This window comes from Paenibacillus sp. J22FR83 (assembly GCF_059691955.1).
Genome location: NZ_JCAUAM010000013.1, coordinates 133,313 through 156,475, shown reverse-complemented (window position 1 = coordinate 156,475; position 23,163 = coordinate 133,313). Strand labels below are relative to the sequence as shown.

Sequence of the window (23,163 nt, the reverse complement as noted above, 5' to 3'; positions counted from 1 at the left end):
TAAAATTATATTAAGAAAAGGAATATTCCTATGCGCTCACGAATAGTTGCTGATAGTCATACACACATGAAGAGGAGAGGGATAGGTTGACACAAGAGTGGCAGGCAAAATGGCTGACAGATCGCCCTTTTATGGAGCTGGACAAATTATATCTGTACCATAAAGAGCATGAAACGGTAGCAAACGAACCGTACCTAACAGACTTACAACATCATCATTGGTATGTAAGAAACGTATTTACGATAGAGGATTCGGTGATCGATGACGCCAAGTTTTGGCTTCATTTGACAGCGGATGATTACTACAAACTGTATATCAATGGTGAATTCGTTGGTCAAGGGCCGGCACAAAGTGATGCTAACCATTATTATTACAATCGTATAGATGTAAGTTCGTTTCTAAAACCGGGTAAAAATGCGATAGCCGTTCATGTTTACTATCAAGGGTTGTTGAACCGCGCCTATAATAGCGCTGACAATCGACAAGGCCTTATCGCAGAACTGTGGTCCAACGAAAATCTATTGCTCAAGACAGATCGTACTTGGAAAGCGAAACGTGTTCATGATAATCGGCCGGGTGTGACATTTGGGTATGATACGCAATTCACAGAACATCTAGATGCCAGGCAATCCGAGCGCGGTTGGATGGATGTCAACTTCGACGATTCAGATTGGCCACATGCGGAAGCCGCGGAGCATACCGATTATACATTTGTTCAGCAGCCAACACCATTGCTTGACGTCTATAAGAAGCAGCCTGCACGGGTCGAAAGGCTTGCACCTGGCCATTATCTGATCGACTTCGGGACCGAGTTGACAGGTCAATTCGCCATGAATGCCCATGGACAGGCAGGCGAAAATGTACATATTTGGTCAGGGGAAGAATTGATGCCAGGGGATCAATCCGTTCGCTATGAAATGCGCTGCAATTGCCTGTATCATGACCAATGGACATTATCTGGTGATCTCGATGATTATGAGACATATGATTACAAGGCATTCCGCTATGTGGAAGTACAAGGGCCTGAGGCATCACTCAGACCTGAATCTTTCCACGCGGTCGTCAGACATTATCCATTAGATGATCAAAGTTGCGTACTTCATAGTTCCGATGAAAGAATGAATCAAATTTTCGAAATTTGTAAGAATGGCGTCCGCTATGGATCTCAGGAAAACTTCGTTGATTGTCCAAGTCGGGAGAAAGGTCAGTATCTGGGCGACAATACGATCATAGGTCATTCCCATATGCTGCTTAGCGGGGACTTGCGACTGGTTCGTAAAGCGATTGAACAATTCGGGCGAAGTTCGTTCGTCTGTGATGGGATTATGGCCGTCGTGCCCGGACATTTCATGCAGGAAATAGCTGATTTCTCCCTGCAGTGGCCGATGCAAGTCATGACGTACTATCGGTACAGCGGGGATAAAGCATTTCTTCAGGAGATGTACCCGTATGCGGAGGGATTACTTAAACATTTTGAGAAATTCGAGCGTGAAGATGGATTGATTGCGAATTTCACGGACAAATGGAATCTGGTTGATTGGCCGCAAAATTTACGCGACAACTATGATTTCGAACTGACTAGGCCAGTTGGCCCTGGCTGCCACAATGTCATCAATGCATTATATATCGGGTGTGTACAAACGGTATACGAGATTCGGGAATTGCTCGGAATTGAGTTTGAGAATCGACTGCCGAAATTAACGAGTAGCTTCTTACATGCATTCTACGATGAGAAGGAAGGGTTATTCAGAGATGCCGAGCAAAGTACGCATCATGCTCTGCATGCCAATGTACTTCCTCTGTTGTTCCATATCGCACCGAAGGAATCTGTCGGTTCCATTGTCAATATGATTCGGACGAAGAGGTTTGCATGTGGGGTGTATTTCTCTTACTTTGTTATGAAGGCTCTTGCAGAGGTCGGAGAATATGAGTTCATCTATGACTTACTCTCAGCGGATGATGAACACTCTTGGGGGAATATGCTCAAAGAAGGAGCAACCACCTGCTTCGAGGCGTGGGGGAAAGACCAGAAATGGAACACAAGCTTATGCCATCCGTGGGCAAGTGGGCCGGTTCCAATTCTAATTGAGGATATTATTGGTTTAAAACCATTAAAGCCGGGATGGCAGGAAATCTCATTTTCTCCGAAGCTTCCTGCATCTTGGACATCCTTTACGCTGCAGTTGAATGTGCCAACGGGCACGATTCGTCTCCAATACGAGAATGGGGAGTGGCGTGAAAGCTTCCCACCGGGTATCGCTGTGATACGGACCTAATCCAATGGCTCTAATTTGCAATGCTGTATAGGGAGAGATTGATTTGAAGATTCAGCGTTTACTTGGCATAACAATGCTGCTATTAAGTCAGCGGCGGATTAACGCTCCAACACTTGCGGATAAATTTGAAGTCTCACTTCGGACGATTTATCGCGATGTAGAGACGATTAATACCGCAGGCATTCCCATCGTTTCCTTCACAGGAAACGATGGGGGATATGAAATCATGGAGCAGTTCCGAATTGATCGGCAAATTGTGACGTTAGATGATTTGCAATCCATTCTGATCGCGTTAAAAGGGGTACAAGCTTCTCTTGACGATAAAGAGATGGATGATTTATTAACTAAAATCAAAGCGCTCGTCGTGAGATCTGAGCACAATCAAATGGAAGAGTCGGGTGAAACACTTCTGTTTGATACGAATCTTTGGCATGGCGGAGGATTAAAGGACAAATCCATGCTTGTCTCGCTGCGTCAAGCTTCTAAGATCAGAAAGGTTGTCTCCTTTTTATATACGAATACAGAAGGTATTGAAGAACAGAGAGAGGTCGAACCCATTGGGATAGCCTGGAAAGGATATGCCTGGTACTTGTATGCTTACTGCAGGCTGCGTAGCGACTATCGGACCTTCCGTCTCTCGAGAATAAACGGATTACACATCCATTTGGAGCATTTCACGAACAAAGGTGTTCGAATGAGCGAGCTTGATGCACGATGGGGAACTCAGGAAAAGGGTCCATCAATTCCACTCCTGCTGTTATTTCAGCCAAGATTACGAGTACGAGTGGAGGAAGCCTTCGGTCTGGACAATATCAAAAGGCAAGAAGATGGTTCCTTGCTCGTCAGTACTAGCTATCCTGATAATCACTGGCTGTATGGCATGCTCCTTAGCTATGGTTCGGAGGTTCGTGTTCTTGAACCTGCGTTTGTGGCCGAGAAAATTAGAATACAAGGAGAGCAGATTGCTAGGAATTATACATGAACTCACATAATGCCTAGGGACTTCAAAGCTTTCAAGGTAATCGTTTTGGCAGTTGTCCCACTGCTGTCTACATTTGCAGCGAACACCCAGTCTGTTTTACCACGCTCCACATAGCCAACATACCATCCAAGACCCATATCGGATAACCGCGTGCCCGTCTTCTCATGGACGGTGTACGTATCTTGGTCGTTATCAATCATGATTCGTTTCACCGTTTTCATCGTCTGCTCTTGGAACGGCAGCGTTTCTTCCACCAGATCTTCCATGAAATTCACCTGTTCCTCCGCTGAGATCTTGAGGGAACTATTCAACCAAAATGTATCGATGCCCCCGCTAATATCCATATTCCCATAATGAATTCGTTCTATATTACTCTTCATCCGATCGTTCCCAATATCCCTGGCCATGGCTTGATAATACCAGATTGCAGAAGCTCGCAATGCAGAAGCTAATGAATGATCACGGTTCCATGTTTCGAACGGACGGACGACACCATCCCATCTCTTCACGTCATATTCGTCAATCACGGCTCCTTCCTCAAGACCGATGAGCGCATTCGGCACCTTGAACGAAGACTCTGGCGTAAACCGCTGCTTGCTCCGTTCGGGATTGCAGACGTACACGCGGTCAGTCTTTAGATTTTTGACAATCAGCGTACCCTGATTGCCTTGGAACATCTCAGCGCAAGGGAGTTTCGTATCTTTCGATGCGGCATTAACAGAAAGTGCAGCACTTCCTGATGTACATACGAAGAGTAGGGTGGCGGACGCCAGGACGATTCGGTATTTCCTTTTCCAAGTAAACAAATTGCATTCCTCCTCAGGCTTATTCATAATGGAGTAACAGAAAATCTCGTGTCGACAACACTGAGTATAGAGGAATTAACGGAGGGGCTACTGGGCTGTTTGCGGGAAGTGTACCCATACAGTTGGCATGAAGGAGTGAATTGGAACATGCTATTTGAAAGGATTGTGGAACAGCTCTTGCAAGAGATGATGGACGGCAAGAGGAGACCGGGGGACAAGCTGCCTTCTATCCGGGAAGGAGCGGAAACCTTCAACTGCAGCCGAAATACGGTTATTCGGGCGTATGGGGAACTCGAACAAAAGCACAGGATCTATGCTGTGCCTCAGAGCGGCTATTATGTGGCACATAGGCGCGAAAGTATAGACGAGGCAAGCGGCTCAGAGGAAGTCATCGATTTCGTGTGGGCGGGACCTGACCGGAGCGCTATGCCGTACCGTGACTTTCAACACTGCATGAACGAAGCTATCGAGCGGTACCGCGAGGACATGTTCACATACTCGGATGGGCAGGGACTGCCTTCCTTGCAACAACAGTTGGCCAAGCATCTTCGGGATTTGCAGGTGTTCACGGTGCCTGAACGAATTTATGTAGTGACTGGATCCCAGCAAGCGCTGAATTTATTGGTTGGGTTGCCTTTTCCCAATGGTAAGAGCAACATCGTCGTGGAACAGCCGGTGCATGCGGGCATGATTGAATCTCTGCGGGGATATAGAGGTAGTGTGTATGGCATAGCGTATGAAGAAGGTGGGATGGACCTAGCTCGATTAGAGATACTGTTTCGAGAAGGGGATATCAAGTTCTTCTATACCGTGTCAAGGTTACACAATCCAACTGGGTACAGCCACACGAACGAAGCACGCAAGCGCATGGTGGAGTTGGCTCAGCGATATGACGTGTACATCATAGAGGATGATTACATGGGGGACTTAGACGGAGATTCAAAGTACGACCCCATGTTTGCTTATGATCCATCTGGGCGGGTTATTTATGTCAAGAGTTTCTCCAAGGTCATGCTCCCTGGCTTGCGCCTTGGGCTGGCCGTTGTGCCAGATGGCTTGCGGGAAGAGTTCTTACGCGCGAAGGTTGCTGCCGACGTGCATTCGCCACTTCTGACACAAGGGGCGCTAGAGGTATTCCTCGAGAGTGGAATGTTTGCCGCTCATATCGGCAGAATGCGCGAGATTTACCGCCGCAAGGCGGGACTGCTCCAAGAAGCGTACCGCAAGTATCTGCCACGGGGTACCACTTACTCCAAATCTTACTCGGGATTCTATACGACGATAGGGTTGCCAGCACCACTTCGAGCGCAGGCAACAGCTGATTACCTACTGGAGTGTGGTGTAGGAGTTGACCCCGTCCAGCGTATGTACCTTCCGGAATTTAGACAGGAGGGCGTTCTTCGACTGAGTGTCTCTCAAGTGGATGAGAGACTCATCGAACCTGGGATCCGAGCCATAGGTGATGGCATTCGGGAGTTGCTCCGTCAGCGTACCGAAGTGAGGTTTGTGAAGACCGTATAGATCAAGTCCCAGGAATGGAGCTGTTGCAATTGATGAATAAATGGATACCAGTTACTGTTCTTACTGCACTCTTACTTAGTTCTTGCTCATCACCGAAAGAGGAACTGTCCAAAGCAGCGAATGCCGTGACAGGAAGCAAATCTAGCAGACAACAATTAGTTCTTGCTGAAGGTACCAACGTGATGGAACGAATAACCGTTCCCAAGGGTTATGAGAGGGTTCCTATTGAGAAAGGGTCCTATGCAGAATACTTGCGTAAACTGCCTCTGAAACCTCCTGGTTCCAAAGTACACTTGTTTAATGGCGAACTTAAAGCTAAAGAGGTGTACGAAGCTGTCCTTGATGTGGATGTTGGTGAACGGGATCTGCAGCAGTGCGCAGATGCGGTTATGAGACTGCGAGCAGAATACCTGTATGGTACTGGCAATTATGATAAAATCCACTTCAATTTCACAAATGGCTTCAAAGCTGACTATGCTACATGGAGGAAAGGGAATCGGATCGACGTATCCGGTAACAAAGTTTCATGGGTAAAACGGGGAGCGGCCTCTAACAGCTATGAGGTATTTCGAAGTTATTTGAACATGGTATTTGCGTACGCAGGAACGTTATCCTTATCGAAGGAAATGAAGCAAGTGCCGATATCTGACATGCAAGTTGGCGATGTATTCCTGGAAGGAGGCTCGCCGGGACATGCCATCGTCGTATTGGATATGGCACAGAATCCGAAGACGGGCGAGAAGCTTTTTATCCTTGCCCAAGGTTACACGCCTGCGCAAGACATTCATATTCTAGTGAATATGGGCAACGGAGAGGGGAATCCTTGGTATTCCACTGCGTTTGAAGGTAAATTGCATTCCCCGGAATGGACATTTACACGGGAACAACTGTATAGGTTCACTGATTAATTCGAAAGAGAAGGCCCAATAAGGGGATCCTTCTCTTTTTTTATTTGAATGCTAGAAGCTGTGCGTTGCCGGGCCCATGATTTACATTTCAACGGATTGGAATTGCTTGTGTGTCTGCTCAATGAGTTCAAGCATGTATCGTTTTGCCTCATCCAAATCGCCTGCTGTAAGTGAATCGAAAATCCGTTTATTGGATTGGCCTGATTGCTGTGGTTTCGGTAACGTGTGAACGTGCAGCTTGCGATATGAAATGATTTTGAACATAAATTTCCCTTTAATTTGCTCGAGAACATGCAGCATGCTTGCATTATTTACGAGCCGAAGCATGGTTTCAATAAATAGAAGTCCGCTTTCATAATAGGTGCGGTAGTCATCCTCTTCTGAAGCGTGCAACTGCCTCATGAGATGATATTCCAACTCAGGCAGATTAAAGCTAAGCTTCCGTATCGCCGCAATTTCTAGGCAATATAACTGCATGGAAGCCAATAACTCAAACATGTCATGAAATTCGCGAAATGAGATCTCTTTGACGAATACGCCTCGCCCCCGGATCGATTCCACAAATCCCTCCGTCTCTAGGAGCGAAATTCCTGCTCGAATTGGCGTTCGGCTCATGCCGAGTTGCTCGGCCAGCTCATTCTCTGAAAGCAGCATGCCTGGCAGGAAATGCCCATTAATAATATTCTCACGAATTTGTTGATAGGCTACTTTCTCAAGAGACAGTTTAGCTGTGCCCAAGAGGTTCGTTGCATTCCGTGCATCGGGTAGAATTGGAGTCATGTTATGCCGCCTTTATCTAATAGTTAATAACATTTATTATGCATGTTGTATGTAAGCTGAATATTAAGTTGAAGAAAATAATATGAGTTAACTTACCTGTCGAAACGCCATTTTGCTAGGTTTTAATCAGATATTACGCCTTATTTGGTGCTCATGTATCAAGATGGAGCACGAAAGATTAACATTCCGCTTACATAAATCCTATCTTCCACTAACAATCCGATCCTAATCTAATACCTGAAGGTTCGCGACAATTATTTAACAGGAGACAGGAGAATTTCTATGAAAAAATGGTTAGCAGTACAAGCAGCGACAGTTATGTTGGGGATGACTATCATACAGACAGTAGGAGGAGGGAACCAGGCTTACGCAGCAGAAGCTGTTCAGCCAACACAGCAGATCAGCAACATAACCGCAGGGGTAGAGCGGCAATCGGATGGATCGATCAAGCTGAGCTGGCAGTTAGGTGCAGGTCAAAATGGGGACGTTCGTATTACCTGGAGCCGTTCGCCATATAACTTTGATAAAGATCATGTACTCGCACAAGGTGTCAAAGACGGTTCGATTACTGTGAAGGATCCGAACCCAGCCGGTCGTACCTATTTCCTACTTGAAGGTGCCGGTACATCCGTAATTACTGCTGAGCGCAAAGTCAATGTCAAAGGACTTGATAATTTCCGTGATCTAGGTGGTTACCCAACGTCGGATGGTCGCACTGTAAAATGGGGCAAGCTGTTCCGTGCAAATGAGCTGTCCGCGTTAACTGCGAGCGATAAGCAAGTTGTTCAAGATCTAGGCATCCACACGAACATCGATTTTCGCTCTCAAGGCGAAGTTGCGCAGAAACCTGATCCAGAAATTCCAGGTGTTACCTATGTGTGGGACCCTGTTATGAAAGACTTGGGCAACTCGACTGATATTACGCAGCTATTCCAAATGAATTATGCCAGCATGATGGCGATGATGGAAGATGGCCAGCGCAATATGGTTAGCGATCCACAAGTAGAGGCATACAAAACACTGTTCAATCTGCTGAAAGATCCGGCAAATGGCGCTATCGTTTACCACTGTACGGCAGGTAAGGACCGCACGGGACTAGGATCGGCTCTTATTTTACTAGCGCTTGGGGTTGATGAGAAAACCATTATGCAGGACTATTTACTGAGTAACGACTACCGTTATGCGAGCAATCAGATGACGATCAAGTATATGGCGCCAATGATGACTACGGAAGACTCGAAGAAAATCGCTAACTCCATTCTCGGCGTTGAGCCCGAGTGGCTGCAAGCCTCCCTCGATGAGATCAAAAAGCAATATGGCAGCTACGATGCCTTCTTCGAGCAAGTATTAGACGTAACGGCAAAAGACCGTGACGAATTGAAGTCGATGTATTTGGAGGCACCGGGTACCTATGCACCGAGTTTCGGCGATATTATTGGCCACTGGGCACAAAAAGACATCGAGCAGCTTACGAGTGCGTCCATCGTCAGTGGAGTGAATGATCTGTCATTCGCACCGAACCGGAACATCACGCGCGCCGAGTTCGCTGCTTTGCTGGTACGCGGGCTGCAACTGCCAGCTTCCATCGTGGCAAGCGGCTTCCACGATGTCGCTGATAGTGCCTGGTATGCAGCACCAGTAAGCGCTGCTGTGAAAGCGAAGCTGATCTCCGGCTACGAGGATCACGGCTTCAAGCCTGATTCGCCGATTACACGCGAAGAGCTGTCGGCGATGCTCATCCGCGCCCTGCAGGGGGCTGGTGTAAGCACAGCGCTCAGCGCCGAGGCGGAAAAGTCTGCGCTGGCGAAGTTCAAAGACAGCAGCAGCATCGTATGGGCGCGTCCGGAGATGGCCGCGGCTCTGCAAAGCGGGCTTGTAAACGGCCTTGGTGACGACACATTGTCACCATCGGTACCGGCTACGCGCGCGCAAGCAGCGACTATGTTAGAGCGTTTCTTACAGCTTGCTAAGAAAATATAAGGTAGTAAAAATCCCGTGTCGCTTGGAGAGCGCACGGGATTATTTTCCTTTTTCCTATTTAAAATATTGTTTTGGCGTCTGGCCATACGTACGCTTGAACATTCGGATAAAATAGCTGGTTTCCATACCCATCTGCTGAGCAACCTTCTCAACTGTGATCGTAGGATTTTCTTCAAATAATTGGACAGAACGACGCATGCGAATTTGTTGAATGTACATCATGGGTGATATGCCGTATATGGCTACGAACAGACGATGAAAATGTTGAACAGAGTAACCGACTGCTCTTGCCAAGTTGGACAAATGTAAGCGTTCATTATAATGATCATGTATGAATTTGATCGCTTCTTGAAGCGCAGGATTGGATTGCCCTACGGGTTTAATTCGCTGCTTGGCTTCTTCCGTGGTCTGATCTTCTAAGACACTCAATAAGAAATCATACATTTTTCTAGATGCTTCCCAATAACCGCTTTCACCATTCAAGTTAATGAGTTGCCATAAGGATTCTAGCTTATGCCAGTACAATTGGAATTGTGCTTTTTTGAGTAGGGTAGGTTTTTGGTTGCCCAAATGTGCAAGAATGGAACTTGCTGTGGGTCCTCCAAAAGCAACAAAACCTAGCTCCCAGGCATCTTCACTTTGATTAGGAAAATATTCATGAGGTACGCCAGCAGGGAGGATGAGCATAGTGCCAGGCGTCATCACCATATCGCGATTATCCGCAATGCGAAATATGCCTTTCCCGCTGCGGCTTAAGAAAAGTTGATGGGTTGGATAACCATCAGGACGCAGAAGATTCTTCTGCTCATGACTGCCAACACAATACACATAGAGAGGCAACTTGTTCTCTAGTAAAGCAAATTCAGCTAAAAGAAAAGGCATCATGGTACCCGTCTCCATCAATGTTCATTTTGTACGATTTTTAATCTCGTAATTTCTATTAGTTTACCAACTTTTTCTCCTATAATCAAAATGAATAAGTGAATACGACGATTCCCTATGAGGAGAGATGATTTGACGATGACCATCAAATTTCAACCAATTAGCAATAAGCTGCCTGTTATGATGCATGGCGCTGATTATAATCCAGACCAATGGCTTCACGACCCACAGGTGCTAGAAGAAGATATACGCCTGATGAAACTGGCAGGCTGTAACGTGATGGCCATTGGGATATTTGCTTGGGCGGCTCTAGAGCCTGCTGAGGGAACCTTTACCTTTGAGTGGCTCGATCGGATATTGCATACATTTGCTGAGAATGGCATCTATGCTTGGCTTTCAACGCCAAGTGGGGCACGTCCTGCGTGGATGTCGGAGAAGTATCCTGAAGTTAGACGGGTAGAGGCAAATCGTGTACGCAATCTCCATGGCCTCAGACATAATCATTGCTTCACTAGCCCGATTTATCGGGAGAAGACAGGGATTATGAATAGGAAACTTGCTGAACGCTATGGTCAACATCCAGCGGTCGTTGGCTGGCACATTTCCAACGAGTTTGGCGGAGATTGCCATTGTGGGTATTGTCAGGATGCCTTCCGATCGTGGTTGCAAGAGAAATATGGCTCACTGGAAGCGTTAAATGCCGCCTGGTGGACTTCCTTCTGGGCGCATACGTACACGGATTGGCAACAAGTTGAATCTCCAGCACCTCATGGAGAGAAGATGGTACATGGGCATAACCTGGATTGGAGCCGCTTCGTTACCGACCAAACCGTTGCATTCTGCAAACATGAGATTGATGCCGTTCGGGGAGCGAATCCTGCTCTTCCAGTTACAACCAATATGCATTTGATTGAAAGCTTGGACTATCGCAAGTTTGCTGATCTGTTGGATGTCATTTCGTGGGATGCGTATCCGACATGGCATGAAGGGAAGAATGACAGCCAATTAGGTGCATATATTGCCTTCAATCATGATCTGTTCCGCTCGTTGAAGAAGAAGCCGTTCCTGCTGATGGAAAGCACACCTAGTCAAACGAACTGGCAGTCGGTCAGCAAGCTGAAGCAACCTGGTATGCACCAATTGTCCTCTCTGCAAGCTATCGCACATGGATCGGATTCAGTACAATACTTCCAATGGCGTAAAAGCAGGGGATCCAGCGAGAAATTCCACGGTGCGGTCGTCGATCATTGCGGACATGAACATACACGCGTGTTTAAAGATGTAGCCGCATTGGGCCAGACGTTATCGAGTATTTCCGAAGTTGTAGGCACGACGACACCAGCGGAAACAGCTATATTGTTCGATTGGGATAACCGCTGGGCGGTTAAAGATGCTCAAGGGCCACGCAACATGGGCATCCATTATGATCAAACTATTTACGCGCATCACCAAGCGTTCTGGGAACAAGGTGTTCCTGTCGATATTCTAGGCTCAGAAGATGACTTATCTTCATACAAGCTAGTTGTAGCGCCTATGTTGTATCTATGTCGGGAAGAAACAGGACGTAAACTCGAAAGGTTCGTTGAGCAAGGTGGAACGCTAGTAACAACGTACTGGTCTGGTATTGTAAATGAGCATGATCTCTGTCATCTAGGTGGATTTCCGGGACCATTGCGGACAACGCTTGGTATTTGGGCGGAAGAAATTGAAGGCTTGTATGACCACGATCGCAATGGCTTATCGATGTCTCCAGATAACCTATTAGGTTTAACTGGCACTTTCGAGTCGCACGAAATCTGTGAATTGATCCATGCCGAGGGTGCAGAGGTGCTAGGTGTCTATACGGATAGCTTCTATGCAGGCCAACCCGCACTTACTGTAAATTCATTTGGTAAAGGGAAAGCTTATCACATGGCTACGCGGCTAAAGGCAGATTTTCTTGGAGCTTTTTACGCCAAAGTGATTGAGCAGACAGGTGTTGCCAAAGCTATGAATACACATCTCCCTCAGGGTGTAACCGTTCAAGTTCGAACGGATGGAGAGACAGATTATGTATTTGTGATGAACTTCAGTGGTCAAAGCGAACAGATTACACTTGATGGCAGAAACTACACGTATCTGGAGTCAAATGAATCGGTAGAGGGTGTCATTGATCTGCCGGTTAACGGGATTGTGTTACTCCAACGCAGCACAAGATAAAGGAAATAATCATGTAAACCGACTGCTGAACCTTAAAGCAGTCGGTTTTGTGTTTTATCAATGTCACGGATTCATACAGTGGGCTAAAATGAGCGTGTGTTAAAAGACCCGAACTCTACCAATTCTAACTCGTTACTTTCGTAATTAGTTGATATCCAATAATCAATGGTATGGCAATTCTTATAGCTGTCGGTTATGTGAGTTCCTCCTATACACTGAGATACATACACTGTATGAACTTGGAATACATTACCTTACAACACGGGTATTGAGGAGGGGTAACGTTGAGATATACAGTGCAATATATACCTCTAAGTAAAATTAAGCAGGAAAGTAACCACACGAAGATCTCACCACGTAAGAAGGAATTGAGAAAAGTGGCTCAAGATCTTATGCAATTACTTATTGTGCAAAAAAGCAAGAAAGATGGTGGCTATCTCATTCAGGATGGGCATCAGCATTTTGCTTTCATCAAAAAGCACACCAATAAAAGTAAGGCCATATGCCTCATTGATGAAAGTAGGATTTCGTCTAACTTAGGAAATCTTGTGAATCGTTTTCGCAAACGACAGCTGCCTTATGAACTTTCTTACCTTAAACCAAACCGGTTTGAAATCAATAGTTGGACCATTATTCGGAAATTTTTAAAACAAGAGCCACGATTTCGCATGTTGTCCCGCAGACAGCAATTGAAGGTAATTCGGCTTGGAATTCAATATAGGAAAACTACGGTGCAATCCATGCAAGCAAAAGTTGAAGATATGTTAAAAAGACACCAGTGATTTAGTTATGCAAAATTTGTCTGAAAAATAACAACAAATGTCCATGGATTTACTTTTGAGGAGGGATTAGAATGAGAACGTGATTGAGAATGATTATCAAACGGAGGTCTTTATGTTAAAACGAATCTTATCCAAACCTGCATGTACTTCATTATTGCTGGTCCTTATGTTGTCCATTCTATCAGCGTGTGGGAGTACAGGAACGGAGACAAAGCAAGCAAATGAAACAGCTTCGCCATCACCCGCGTCAACATCATCTGCAGCTCCTACAGAGAAAGCATCAAAGAGAGTGTATAAAGATGCGATTTCAAGAGAAGTTGAGATACCAGTTCATCCTACTCGGATTGCTGCTCACTATTTTGCAGCTGAGATGAAAGCTCTTAACGGACCCCTCATTGGCACAAACTTCTTAAATGCTAAGCTTTCCTTAACACCTGAGCAACTGATGGGAATTGCTGATATCGGCGGGGATGGCGTCAATCCGAATGCAGAAAAGCTTGTAGCTTTGGATCCGGATCTCATTATTTTGCCGAATTTCCTTGATCAGAAAGTAGTCGAAGCCGTTTCCAAAATTGCACCAACCGTAGTCATGAACTATAGCGAAGATACATTCACTCGTTTGAAGAAACTTGGGGATGTAGCAGGGGTTCAAGGTGCATCGGACAAATGGTTAAGTGCGTACGATGCTAAGGTGAAGAAGAGGAGAGAAGAAGTTAGCTCCATTGTCAAAGAGGGTACGACTGCGACTGCTTTCGTCCTTCACTCTGACAAGAAACTCTATGTGTATGGAACTCAGCGTTTAGGTCCAACGATGTACGATGCTTTAGGATTTAAGCAGTCGGACAAAGTTAAGCAATTATTTGCGAATGAACCGAATGCCTTATGGAAGGAAATATCACTGGAAGTACTTCCGGAATATACAGCTGATCACATTTTCATCGTGTCTTCAAAGATGGATGGTAAGACTGTCCCAGAAATGGATGACCTTCTGAGCAGTCCGATCTGGAAGAACGTTCCCGCAGTTAAAAACGGAAAAGCCCATGTCGTTGGCACGCGGTGGGGACTAAATGATCCTTTAACTTTGGATTGGTTATTGGATGAGATGCCTAAAGTATTACTACAAAAATGATAAAAAAGAAGCTATCTTTGACGTGATTGACGTGAAGATGGCTTCTTTTTTTCGACTAAATCTTTTATACTAGCATATAAATGATACTCATTCTCAATTGAGGAGGCGTTGAACTTGCAAACTGATCAAACCCAGACCTATGCTTCACCGCCGGTGTATGAATTAAAGGAAATCCGTAGATGGACACTAGATGAAGGGCATGACAGGCTGAGCGTTCACCAGGGTGCCCTATCATTTCATTTGACATACAGTGGGCTACTAGTAATAACGCAAGGCAAGGCCACCTTCAAAATCAGGGGAAGAATCTATGAAGGTTTTGAGGGAACTTGTTTGAGATTGCCACCGGGTGCTCAAGTAGACATAGACATGCAAGGGTCTCCTGGTTATGAACTGTTTCTCCTGCATTATCAGTCAACCAATGATTTGTGGGGATCTCCCCAAGAAACAATAGAGTTCAGCTTCGATGAACGAGATTCTTTGCACAGAAAACTTAAAATGTTACTAGAGCGCAACGTAGAGGGGGGGATACTCGCGCTGCAAAACCATATTCTATTCCAACAATTGATGCTGCAAATATGGAAAGAACATGCTTCAATGGAAACCGAAGAGCTTTGGAAAATTGAGGATATTCAGACGCATTGGGAGCATGAAGAACGGTATGAAGATGAGGCAGCCGTTGAACAGACCATTTCCTACATGCATGCACATTATAATGAACATATGCTAATTGGTACTTTGGCTCTTGATGCACATATGACGCGATGGCACTACGGTCAAGTATTTAAATCACTTACAGGACAGACGCCCATGGACTATTTGACCGCGCTCCGCATCGTCCTTTCCAAACAACTGCTAGCCGTTAATCCAGGAGCTCGTCTTCGTGATATCGCGGGGAAAGTCGGGTTTCATGATGAGTTTTACTACAGTCGACGTTTCAAGAAATTGACGGGAATTTCACCAAATCAATTCAAAGAGCAGGGAGCCAAACCGCCACGTATCGTTTGTATTCAGTATCTTGGTGAATTGCTATCCCTGGGCCTACGTCCTATTGCTGCGAATAGCAGCATCCATCAATTGCTAGAGAAGCATACCGAGGGCGTTCTTTCCTTGCAAGAACCTATTGATATCAAGGAGCTGACTGCTCTTAAGCCTGATCTCATCATCTATCCGAGCTATATACCTACAGCGCTTGTAAGGGAGTTTCGACGGATAGCCACATCGCTTGACATCAACTGGAAGGATAATGTTAATGTTCGCATGCGCAAGTTAGGGGCTTTATTCGGAAAAGAGCAGGCAGCGAATGAGTGGATTGCCAGTTATGCCAACCGATCCGAATATTGGCAGCGAACACTTAAAGATCAAATAGGACATAAGGAGACCGCGGTAGCATTCGTCTATCATCATGGGCTCTTTGTGTATACAGGGCACCATTTTGGCCATACCCTATACAACGGTTTAGGTTTCGAACCGCCAGAACGTGTTCGTGAGCTGATTGCAAATGATTCCCAAATGAAATGGAAGCGCATTTCACTCGAATCCATCCACGCGTATGCCAGTGATCGCATCTTCATGGCTGTGCCAGCATTTGGTCCTGACGCTGTGCGGGTTCGCCAGTTGCTGGAAGAAGAGGCATGGTTAACACTTCCCGCCGTTCAAGCAGGACGAGTTCGTTATATGGATTTGTCATTAGCCAATTACAATCCGATTACATTACATGATCATCTCGAAGCCATCGGGGCTTCTATGCTCGAAGGTCTGACAGATTTTACGATCCCATACCGTCCACAGACCTAGTCGTCATACTAATCTATCCATTTGTGAGTCAGAATTTGTATCTATAGCACTATTTGTATGCGTTCATCCATTTGGTAAAATTTACTAGAATGGTATAGTACCACTATAATAACCAAGAGGATGGGATACCTATGAAGGACGTTGAAACAAATTTTAGCAAAAAAGTCGTAGCTGTAGGTTTAAGATTATTTTATAGTGGCGTTATCATGTTAGCGCTATTTCCAACCATTTATGGTTCTGATTGGCCTGAGAGAGGTTGGTGCTAATCTGCGACGATAGCCAAATCGTGTGAAAAATCCCCGTTGATCGGGGATTTTTTTTATCATAATCCGACTAAAAATCCTTTGATTTTTCAAATACTGTACATTAATGTAAGTGATAAGTAGTAAGTAATAAGTAGTACGTGAATTTAAGAAAGGTTGATGCATCCATGTTGAAAAATTTATCAATTCCCCAAGAGTTTGTCTTACTTGCATTAGATCGTGAAACGAATAAACTGAAGGCGATCTTTCGTATGCATGTTGGCTTGTACGCGGTGATGGCCTGTATGGTGGAACTTTCTATTAGTGGCCATGTGACATTTGATAAGGACGATACGGTTAGGATTTCTAACTCGACATCCACAGGTGAAGCCTATCTAGACAGATTGCTTACTATTATTGCTACTGAAAAACCGAAGAAACTAAAGGCATGGGTCTCGTATTTTTACTATTTTAAACAGAAAGAAATCTATAAGATGGTTATAGAAAGCCTTGTAGATAAAGGTGTTCTTGAGATAGAAGATACAGAAGTTTTATTCATTGTTCCCGTAAAAAAATATACAGATGTTGCAAACGCTCGCAACCACATTGTGGAGAAAATTCGAGCTGAGTTATTAGAGAAGGGAAATGTGGAAGACCAAACTGTAGCCTTGGTGTTATTTCTAAACATTAAAAATATGCTCAACGATTATTTTTCTGATTACGAACAAAAAACATTAAAACAACGACTAGAAACACTGCGAAAAGAGGACTTGTATAAAATAATTAAAACGATTGATATTGCTATCCAAAATATAGATTCTGGGTTATAGTTCAACTATTGCAGCAATGTAAGGAGAAAACGATGGGGAGAAAAAGAAGTTTAGAAGCCATTGCGTCATCATCGCATGTCAGTATCAGTGAGTTAGTTGAACTTTCTGGTGTTCGATACAGCACGATCAAATACTACACGGAAGAAGAAATGATTGTATTTGAACAAGAAGATACAAGACTAACAAGAAGATATCCACGGGAATCCGCACTAAAGCGACTTAAGGAAATTCGTGTCATGAAGGAAGTTGACGGATTAACGATCAAACAAATTAAAGAAAATTTAAGACCTGGCAGCTAGTACGCATGTGCCAGGTCTTTTTTATACCACTTAGCCGTTAACAATTGTTCCGCCATTCACATGGAGTACTTGTCCAGCCATATAGGAAGAATCTTCACTAGCTAGGAAAACATAGCTCGCTGCAAGCTCGCTTGGCTGACCCGGGCGTTTCATCGGCGTGGAGGCACCGAAGGCGGCAACCTCTTCCTCTGTGAATGTGGACGGAATGAGTGGAGTCCAGATGGGACCGGGAGCAACGGCGTTGACACGAATGCCTTTGTCATGAAGCTGCAGCGATAACGAGCGAGTGAACGCTACGATCGCTCCTTTGGTAGAGGAATAATCAAGCAACCTCTCATGCCCATGATAAGCCGTGACGGAAGTTGTGTTAATAATGGCGCTGCCAGGTTTCAAATGTTGAATAGCAGCTTTCGTTAAGTAGAAGAAAGAAAAGATATTCGTCCGAAATGTCTGCTCTAGCTGCTCGCTCGTAATATCCTCAATGCTATCTTGCGGATGCTGTTCGGCGGCATTATTCACAAGAATATCGAGTTTACCGAATTCTTGAATGACTTGATTTATAATTTGCTGGCAGAAGTTTTCGTCGCCGATATCACCTGCGATATGTAGACACTTGCGACCTGCATTCTCGACAGTAAGCTTGGTTTTCACTGCGTCGTCATGCTCATCGAGATAGACCAGCACAACGTCTGCGCCTTCTTTCGCATAAGCGAGCGCAACGGCGCGGCCAATACCACTGTCGCCACCGGTGATTAGTGCGACTTTGTCTTTCAGTTTACCAGCTTCCTTGTAAACTGTACTGTCAAACTCGGGTATCGGGTCCATTTGCGATTCAATACCAGGCTGCTTTTTCTGATGTTGGGGAGGGATAACAGATTTCGATTGTGTCGTCGTTGTCATGTTTAAGGGCTCCTTTCATGTTCAACATTCATAGTGTTACCCGTACATGAACCTATACCCATGTTCTCCCTACATCGAAACAGCTAAATGTAATCAGCCCATGGTTGACGAGTGGACACCACTGTCTCTCCAGTTCGAATGGCCTGTTCAATTAATATACCGATATAGTGGTCCTGAGAAGCTTCTGGAAGCCCATAGAATCCTGGTCCGCCTGCGGCATAAACAGCCATTTTGTTCAAACAGCTGGCAATCGCAATTTCATCATCATATAGCCTGGCAGGCATATAAGGATTTTCGTATACCCAACGTTCGCCAGCCATAATTCCTTTGAGGAAATAGCCTTCTGCGTTCTCATATTCCCCTTTATTCATGCGTTTGAATTCCATTTGAATCTGTTGACAAGAAGGATCTTGAATACTTATTCGATTATCAAATATTTCCCCACGTTCCCCCCTGATACATAAATGGTTGGAACGGGTCCATGAACGATGTTGGTCCTTGGTGAAATCATAAATGCCCAGTTTACCTCCATAGTCCAACCATGCTATATCTCGCTCAGATCTGATCAATTTATCTTCTGTTGGGGGACCGCTTCGGTTAGGTCCAGCTACCCAATCGGATTCAAATCGCATTCCTTTAATGCTGACATCTTCAAAGTGCACACCTAACATTTTCCGAATGAGACTTACGGCATGATAGTACTGAGAAATCGATACCGTCACTTGATTAACATGGCCTAATTGTCCAGACATAATAATCTGTTGGCGGGCTTCTTGGATCGGATGGAATTGATATTGTTCCGCCACTTGAATTCGCGCACCTTGTCGCGTAAGTTTCTCGTGTATCCCAAGTAAACCTTCTAAATGAGGTGCAGGAGGTGTCTCTGTAAGTACAGGTATGCCTCGTTCTGCCAACTCTAACATGTAATCAACAGCAGCGGATACTTGAATAGATAAGACAATAAAGTCCGGTTGTTCATTTTGCAAAAGCTGATCGAGTGTTCGATAAGTGGGCACTTTCCATAATTCTTCCATTTCCTTGCCTTTGATTTCGTCACGAACGACCATTCCGCTCACACAGAACTGTTTGGGGAGTGCTTGTGCAATTCTTAGAAAATACTGCGCGCGAAAACTTCCACCGCCTATTATGCTAAATGTGATTGGTTTACTCAAGGATTACACCGCCTTTTCAGTTGTAGCTTCGTTTTATCAAAAATAAATTTCATAGTCAAGTTTTAGAACCTACATAAATAGTGGTATTAGACTAGAAAAAGTAGGATTCCCCATGCAGTAAGACCATAAAAACTCATATAATAGAAGGTACTACAAGTTACAGCGCAATTATAGGCATAAGGAGACTGAGATTATGTATAAACTGGTCATTGTCGACGATGAACCTGCTGTCAGAGGGGGGCTCAGCAAATTTGTTCAATGGAGCGACTATGGGATTGTACTTGCGGGTACAGCGGACGATGGAGATACGGGACTTGAGCTAATTCACCGAGTAAAGCCAGATATCGTGCTAACGGATGTCATGATGCCTGTTATGGACGGTATCCAAATGTCGAAGGAGATTCGAGAACGATTCCCTGAGATCAAAATTGTATTTATCAGCGGCCATAATGAGGCAAATCTGCTGCGCTCTGCCTTGCAGGTTCACGCTGCCGATTATATATTCAAACCGGTTAAACGGACAGAAATTCAGAAGGTGATCGAGAGTGTCGTGCAGGTTCTGCGTTCGGAAGAGAAGGAGCGTATTCGTCTGAAAGACATGGAGGTCAAATTGACACAGAGTATGCCACTTCTTAGGGAGAAGTTTCTCATGGCATTGATCCAAGATGGGGATGCAAAGCTGGATGTGCTGCGGGAAAGAGCAGCGTTTCTCAATTTGGAACTGCCGTTGGAAAAGCCATATCACGTACTAGCGATAACCATCGACGATTCAAATGAAGTGCTCGGTAGTCGTACGGAGAGGGACAAGCAGCTGTTTTCTTACTCCGTCTTGAATATCGTTCAAGAATTGATTGACCAGTACGTACACGGTTATGCATTCGAGAATCGAGATGCTGAGTACGTTGGACTACTGGTGCTTGACGATCAGATGATAGAACCGGAGGCTACGTTACTTTCCCTGGCTGAGGCGATTCGTGACAATCTTCGACGCTGGCTTCAAGTCAGTGTTACGATTGGCGTAGGCGAACGTGCTGCAAATATTCGTATGCTCCCAGCTTCCTTTAGGCATGCTCGTGACGCAGCAGACCAGAAGTGGTATATGGGCAAGAACCAAGTAATAACGATGGACAGCCTGGAAATCGGTGTGACTAACCCGATCCGGTTCGATGCTGGCCAGAGTGAGCGACTGGTGTCGGTACTGAAATCAGGTGAGAAGCACCGTTTGGAAATGGAAATGGAAAGTATTCTCGAGCCGCTGGCACAGATCCGTAAGGACGCCTTTAAGTATGGCAGGCAGGTAGCGTTGCAAATGATCGCTCTCGCGGGTAGGCTGCTGCTTGACCTTAATCTACTCACTCGCGAGAAGGAAGAGCAGGAAGCTTGGATGCTGGAACGACTTCTGAAGATAGAAACAATGGCAGAATTGAAAAGCATTGTAAGCGATTACCTGTATGACGTTTGCTGCTGCATCCAAGAGAAGCGGAGCGGTCGCTCAAGTAATGTCATCGAACACATTCAGATGTATGTTTCTGATAATTTCACCAAAAACCTCACGATTGCAGAGATTGCAGCTAGTGTTTACCTCAGCCAAACCTACGTGAGCCTACTGTTTAAACAAGAGACTGGTGAGACGATTTATGAATATTTGATGAAAGTACGTATCGCGAAAGCGAAGGAACTGCTGCGGGATCCCCGCATTAAATTCTACGAAGTATGCGAGCTGGTTGGCTATACTGACCCAAGCTATTTCAGCAAGCTATTTAAGAAGATGACCGGACTTACTCCAAGCGCTTACCGAGACCAGCAATAAGAGAGAAGTAACGTAGTGATGCGAAGGAGTTGATCCAGTGAGAGGGGTCTTTCAAAAAAGAAAAAGCTATGCCTCCAATTTATGGGAAGGTGTTGTAGCGGCCAGGAGGTGGATGCTCGTCTACGGACTACTGATATTCCTGCCGGCATGCATTATGTTGTTCGTCTATTATGAGCAATCCTCCCGGATTTTGCAGGAAGAAGTGACCCAGACGATGCAGCAAGCGCTGAAACAGGCTGGTATCAATTTAAACTCGCGGCTCAACTATGTTCAGAATTCATCCAATACGATATTCATGAATCATAAGCTGTATGAGAATTTGGATCCTGCTAATCCAATTATTGAGCGCATCACACAATCCAAGGAGCTGCGTAATTTGCTCGAGACCGTGCAAACGGCTGACATTGTCAGGACTCGTGTGTTTACCGATCCAGGCAATTTATATGGCTTCGATCTGTTAAATCTATTCCCATTAGACAATTTCAAAGAACGCCCTTGGCATGAAGAGATCTTGAACGCGGGCGGCAGCATCGTGTGGACAGGCATCTATGAGGAAAACTATCTGGATTCGGGACCTGCGCGTATTCTTTCCTGTGCACGTATTCTGCGACACCCTCGGAATTTCGATCGTATCCTTGGTGTGCTCATGCTGGATGTGCCTGAGTTGATGGTCACAGAAGTTATTTCTGAGTTAGATTTCCCAGCACAAAGCCGTGTTTATATCGTGGATCATAACGGAACTATTGTTTACAATACTGACCAATCATTAATTGGTACGAAAACTAAACTCGCGAGCGAATTCAATGGAGGAATCAGCGAACGATCTGAAAATGGGATCGACTTGTTCGAAATGCGCGCCCCCATTCGAGCTGCGAATTGGCAACTCGTGCTAGAAGTGCCTAAGGCAGGCCTAACGCAACGGGCGACCACATTGAGTCAGTGGTCCGGAATCGCGACCATTGCTGGTATGACGATTATGTTCTTGATTCTCGTATTTATATTAATGGCATTTATTATTAATGGCATGAATCGTCGAATACAATCAGTCTTTAAGACGATTCGAACAGAAGGTGTCGATGGTCTAGATGAGGCACGTACGCCTACAGGGAATGATTTTAATCTCTTGGAACGCGTCGTCGACCACTTGGTGAATCGGGTCAAAGATTTAATGGAGGAAGCTTACCGCTCGAAAATGCTGGAACGAGAAGCTGAACTTCGTGCCCTACAGGCACAGATCAATCCGCATTTTCTCTATAATACGCTGGATACGATTAATTGGCTGGCGATCTCTAGGGATGCCGACGATATCAGCCATATGATCGAAAGTCTATCCGACTATTTCCGGCTAAGCCTCAACAAGGGGAAAGATCATGTCTGTGTGGTAGATGAACTAGAGCTCGCGAAAGTATATTTGGAGATTCAACAGACTCGATTTCCGTCCACATTCGAATTCATGGTTGAAGTGGATACGGAGGCAAGCAAGTGCGTTATTCCGAAGCTGACGCTGCAACCCATCGTTGAGAATGCGCTGTTGCATGGCATCCGTAAGAATAAAAACAAAATTGGAATGATCACTATTCGTGCGGAGCAATGTGGCGATGAGCTGCAGATTACCATTACAGATAATGGGATTGGTATGGATGAACAATTAACCGCTAGTCTGTTATCCACATCACGTCCTTCACTAGATGCAGAAGGAAACGGAAGTTCGTATGGGCTTTATAATGTGAACGAGCGTATTAAGTTATTGGCGGGTTATGACTATGGCCTGTCGATCCATTCTCGTCTAGGGGAGGGCACGAGTGTGATCGTTCGTCTCAAAGCAATGAAAGAATAAGTAAGTAGGATACACCTAGAAAGTGTCGGATTAC

General features: G+C 45.2%; 18 protein-coding genes. 13 read left to right on the top strand and 5 right to left on the bottom strand.

Features of this window, described 5'->3' with window-relative positions:
• Positions 1 to 86 precede the first annotated feature (86 nt).
• Both AC58PV_RS23565 and AC58PV_RS23560 read left to right on the top strand, forming a co-directional pair.
• Entirely contained in the window at positions 87 to 2,276 is a 2,190-nt protein-coding gene (locus AC58PV_RS23565; protein WP_497434931.1) for a family 78 glycoside hydrolase catalytic domain, read from the top strand.
• Positions 2,277 to 2,319: 43 nt separating this feature from the next.
• Complete coding sequence (locus AC58PV_RS23560) at positions 2,320 to 3,258, top strand: helix-turn-helix transcriptional regulator (RefSeq protein ID WP_497434930.1); 939 nt, start codon at positions 2,320 to 2,322, stop codon at positions 3,256 to 3,258.
• A gap of 2 nt (positions 3,259 to 3,260) precedes the next feature.
• Here AC58PV_RS23560 and blaOXA read toward each other — a convergent pair whose 3' ends face one another.
• Positions 3,261 to 4,064 carry a class D beta-lactamase gene (gene blaOXA / locus AC58PV_RS23555; RefSeq protein ID WP_497434929.1) on the bottom strand — a complete coding sequence of 268 codons (804 nt, stop codon included), beginning with the start codon at positions 4,062 to 4,064 and terminating at the stop codon, positions 3,261 to 3,263.
• Between the two features lie 147 nt (positions 4,065 to 4,211).
• On the opposite strand from blaOXA, the gene AC58PV_RS23550 reads away from it, so the two are divergent.
• Both AC58PV_RS23550 and AC58PV_RS23545 read left to right on the top strand, forming a co-directional pair.
• A complete protein-coding gene (locus tag AC58PV_RS23550; RefSeq protein ID WP_497434928.1) occupies positions 4,212 to 5,585 on the top strand; it encodes an aminotransferase-like domain-containing protein in 1,374 nt (457 codons plus the stop codon).
• A gap of 32 nt (positions 5,586 to 5,617) precedes the next feature.
• Positions 5,618 to 6,493 (top strand): DUF4846 domain-containing protein, encoded by an 876-nt coding sequence (locus AC58PV_RS23545; RefSeq protein ID WP_497434927.1) that lies wholly within the window; start codon positions 5,618 to 5,620, stop codon positions 6,491 to 6,493.
• Positions 6,494 to 6,574: 81 nt separating this feature from the next.
• Here the strand turns inward: AC58PV_RS23545 and AC58PV_RS23540 are convergent, their stop codons facing one another.
• Entirely contained in the window at positions 6,575 to 7,273 is a 699-nt protein-coding gene (locus AC58PV_RS23540; RefSeq protein ID WP_497434925.1) for a GntR family transcriptional regulator, read from the bottom strand.
• Between the two features lie 282 nt (positions 7,274 to 7,555).
• On the opposite strand from AC58PV_RS23540, the gene AC58PV_RS23535 reads away from it, so the two are divergent.
• Complete coding sequence (locus tag AC58PV_RS23535) at positions 7,556 to 9,253, top strand: tyrosine-protein phosphatase (protein WP_497434924.1); 1,698 nt, start codon at positions 7,556 to 7,558, stop codon at positions 9,251 to 9,253.
• Between the two features lie 54 nt (positions 9,254 to 9,307).
• On the opposite strand, the gene AC58PV_RS23530 is transcribed toward AC58PV_RS23535, so the two are convergent.
• The gene (locus tag AC58PV_RS23530) at positions 9,308 to 10,138 is read right to left on the bottom strand and encodes an AraC family transcriptional regulator (protein WP_497434923.1); all 831 of its coding nucleotides are present in this window, start codon (positions 10,136 to 10,138) and stop codon (positions 9,308 to 9,310) included.
• A gap of 135 nt (positions 10,139 to 10,273) precedes the next feature.
• Here AC58PV_RS23530 and AC58PV_RS23525 point away from each other — a divergent pair, with 135 nt between their 5' ends.
• The 6 genes from AC58PV_RS23525 (at position 10,274) to AC58PV_RS23500 (ending at position 17,410) form a co-directional block, all read left to right on the top strand.
• Entirely contained in the window at positions 10,274 to 12,334 is a 2,061-nt protein-coding gene (locus tag AC58PV_RS23525; protein ID WP_497434922.1) for a beta-galactosidase, read from the top strand.
• A 284-nt stretch (positions 12,335 to 12,618) separates the two neighbouring features.
• Complete coding sequence (locus AC58PV_RS23520) at positions 12,619 to 13,116, top strand: hypothetical protein (RefSeq protein WP_497434920.1); 498 nt, start codon at positions 12,619 to 12,621, stop codon at positions 13,114 to 13,116.
• Positions 13,117 to 13,228: 112 nt separating this feature from the next.
• Positions 13,229 to 14,245 carry an ABC transporter substrate-binding protein gene (locus AC58PV_RS23515; protein ID WP_497434919.1) on the top strand — a complete coding sequence of 339 codons (1,017 nt, stop codon included), beginning with the start codon at positions 13,229 to 13,231 and terminating at the stop codon, positions 14,243 to 14,245.
• A gap of 114 nt (positions 14,246 to 14,359) precedes the next feature.
• Positions 14,360 to 16,039: a helix-turn-helix domain-containing protein gene (locus tag AC58PV_RS23510; RefSeq protein ID WP_497434917.1), complete on the top strand. Its 1,680-nt coding sequence runs from the start codon at positions 14,360 to 14,362 to the stop codon at positions 16,037 to 16,039.
• Between the two features lie 430 nt (positions 16,040 to 16,469).
• Positions 16,470 to 17,111, top strand: a complete 642-nt coding sequence (locus tag AC58PV_RS23505) for a GOLPH3/VPS74 family protein (RefSeq protein WP_497434916.1) — start codon at positions 16,470 to 16,472, stop codon at positions 17,109 to 17,111.
• A 32-nt stretch (positions 17,112 to 17,143) separates the two neighbouring features.
• A complete protein-coding gene (locus tag AC58PV_RS23500; RefSeq protein WP_497434915.1) occupies positions 17,144 to 17,410 on the top strand; it encodes a helix-turn-helix domain-containing protein in 267 nt (88 codons plus the stop codon).
• Between the two features lie 30 nt (positions 17,411 to 17,440).
• Here the strand turns inward: AC58PV_RS23500 and AC58PV_RS23495 are convergent, their stop codons facing one another.
• Together AC58PV_RS23495 and AC58PV_RS23490 are read right to left on the bottom strand one after the other, a co-directional pair.
• Positions 17,441 to 18,310 carry an SDR family oxidoreductase gene (locus AC58PV_RS23495; RefSeq protein WP_497434913.1) on the bottom strand — a complete coding sequence of 290 codons (870 nt, stop codon included), beginning with the start codon at positions 18,308 to 18,310 and terminating at the stop codon, positions 17,441 to 17,443.
• 83 nt (positions 18,311 to 18,393) lie between these two features.
• A complete protein-coding gene (locus tag AC58PV_RS23490) occupies positions 18,394 to 19,482 on the bottom strand; it encodes a Gfo/Idh/MocA family protein (RefSeq protein ID WP_497434912.1) in 1,089 nt (362 codons plus the stop codon).
• 193 nt (positions 19,483 to 19,675) lie between these two features.
• On the opposite strand from AC58PV_RS23490, the gene AC58PV_RS23485 reads away from it, so the two are divergent.
• Together AC58PV_RS23485 and AC58PV_RS23480 are read left to right on the top strand one after the other, a co-directional pair.
• Positions 19,676 to 21,292 (top strand): response regulator, encoded by a 1,617-nt coding sequence (locus AC58PV_RS23485; RefSeq protein WP_497434911.1) that lies wholly within the window; start codon positions 19,676 to 19,678, stop codon positions 21,290 to 21,292.
• 37 nt (positions 21,293 to 21,329) lie between these two features.
• Positions 21,330 to 23,129 (top strand): sensor histidine kinase, encoded by a 1,800-nt coding sequence (locus tag AC58PV_RS23480; protein ID WP_497434910.1) that lies wholly within the window; start codon positions 21,330 to 21,332, stop codon positions 23,127 to 23,129.
• Positions 23,130 to 23,163: the final 34 nt, after the last annotated feature.

Excerpts from the sequence above, each read along its gene's own strand:
- AC58PV_RS23550 (WP_497434928.1), top strand. The coding sequence starts at position 4,212 with ATGCTATTTGAAAGGATTGTGGAACAGCTCTTGCAAGAGATGATGGAC.
- AC58PV_RS23545 (WP_497434927.1), top strand. The coding sequence starts at position 5,618 with ATGAATAAATGGATACCAGTTACTGTTCTTACTGCACTCTTACTTAGT.
- AC58PV_RS23540 (WP_497434925.1), bottom strand. The coding sequence starts at position 7,273 with ATGACTCCAATTCTACCCGATGCACGGAATGCAACGAACCTCTTGGGC.
- AC58PV_RS23535 (WP_497434924.1), top strand. The coding sequence starts at position 7,556 with ATGAAAAAATGGTTAGCAGTACAAGCAGCGACAGTTATGTTGGGGATG.
- AC58PV_RS23530 (WP_497434923.1), bottom strand. The coding sequence starts at position 10,138 with ATGATGCCTTTTCTTTTAGCTGAATTTGCTTTACTAGAGAACAAGTTG.
- AC58PV_RS23525 (WP_497434922.1), top strand. The coding sequence starts at position 10,274 with ATGACCATCAAATTTCAACCAATTAGCAATAAGCTGCCTGTTATGATG.
- AC58PV_RS23515 (WP_497434919.1), top strand. The coding sequence starts at position 13,229 with ATGTTAAAACGAATCTTATCCAAACCTGCATGTACTTCATTATTGCTG.
- AC58PV_RS23505 (WP_497434916.1), top strand. The coding sequence starts at position 16,470 with ATGTTGAAAAATTTATCAATTCCCCAAGAGTTTGTCTTACTTGCATTA.
- AC58PV_RS23500 (WP_497434915.1), top strand. The coding sequence starts at position 17,144 with ATGGGGAGAAAAAGAAGTTTAGAAGCCATTGCGTCATCATCGCATGTC.
- AC58PV_RS23495 (WP_497434913.1), bottom strand. The coding sequence starts at position 18,310 with ATGACAACGACGACACAATCGAAATCTGTTATCCCTCCCCAACATCAG.
- AC58PV_RS23485 (WP_497434911.1), top strand. The coding sequence starts at position 19,676 with ATGTATAAACTGGTCATTGTCGACGATGAACCTGCTGTCAGAGGGGGG.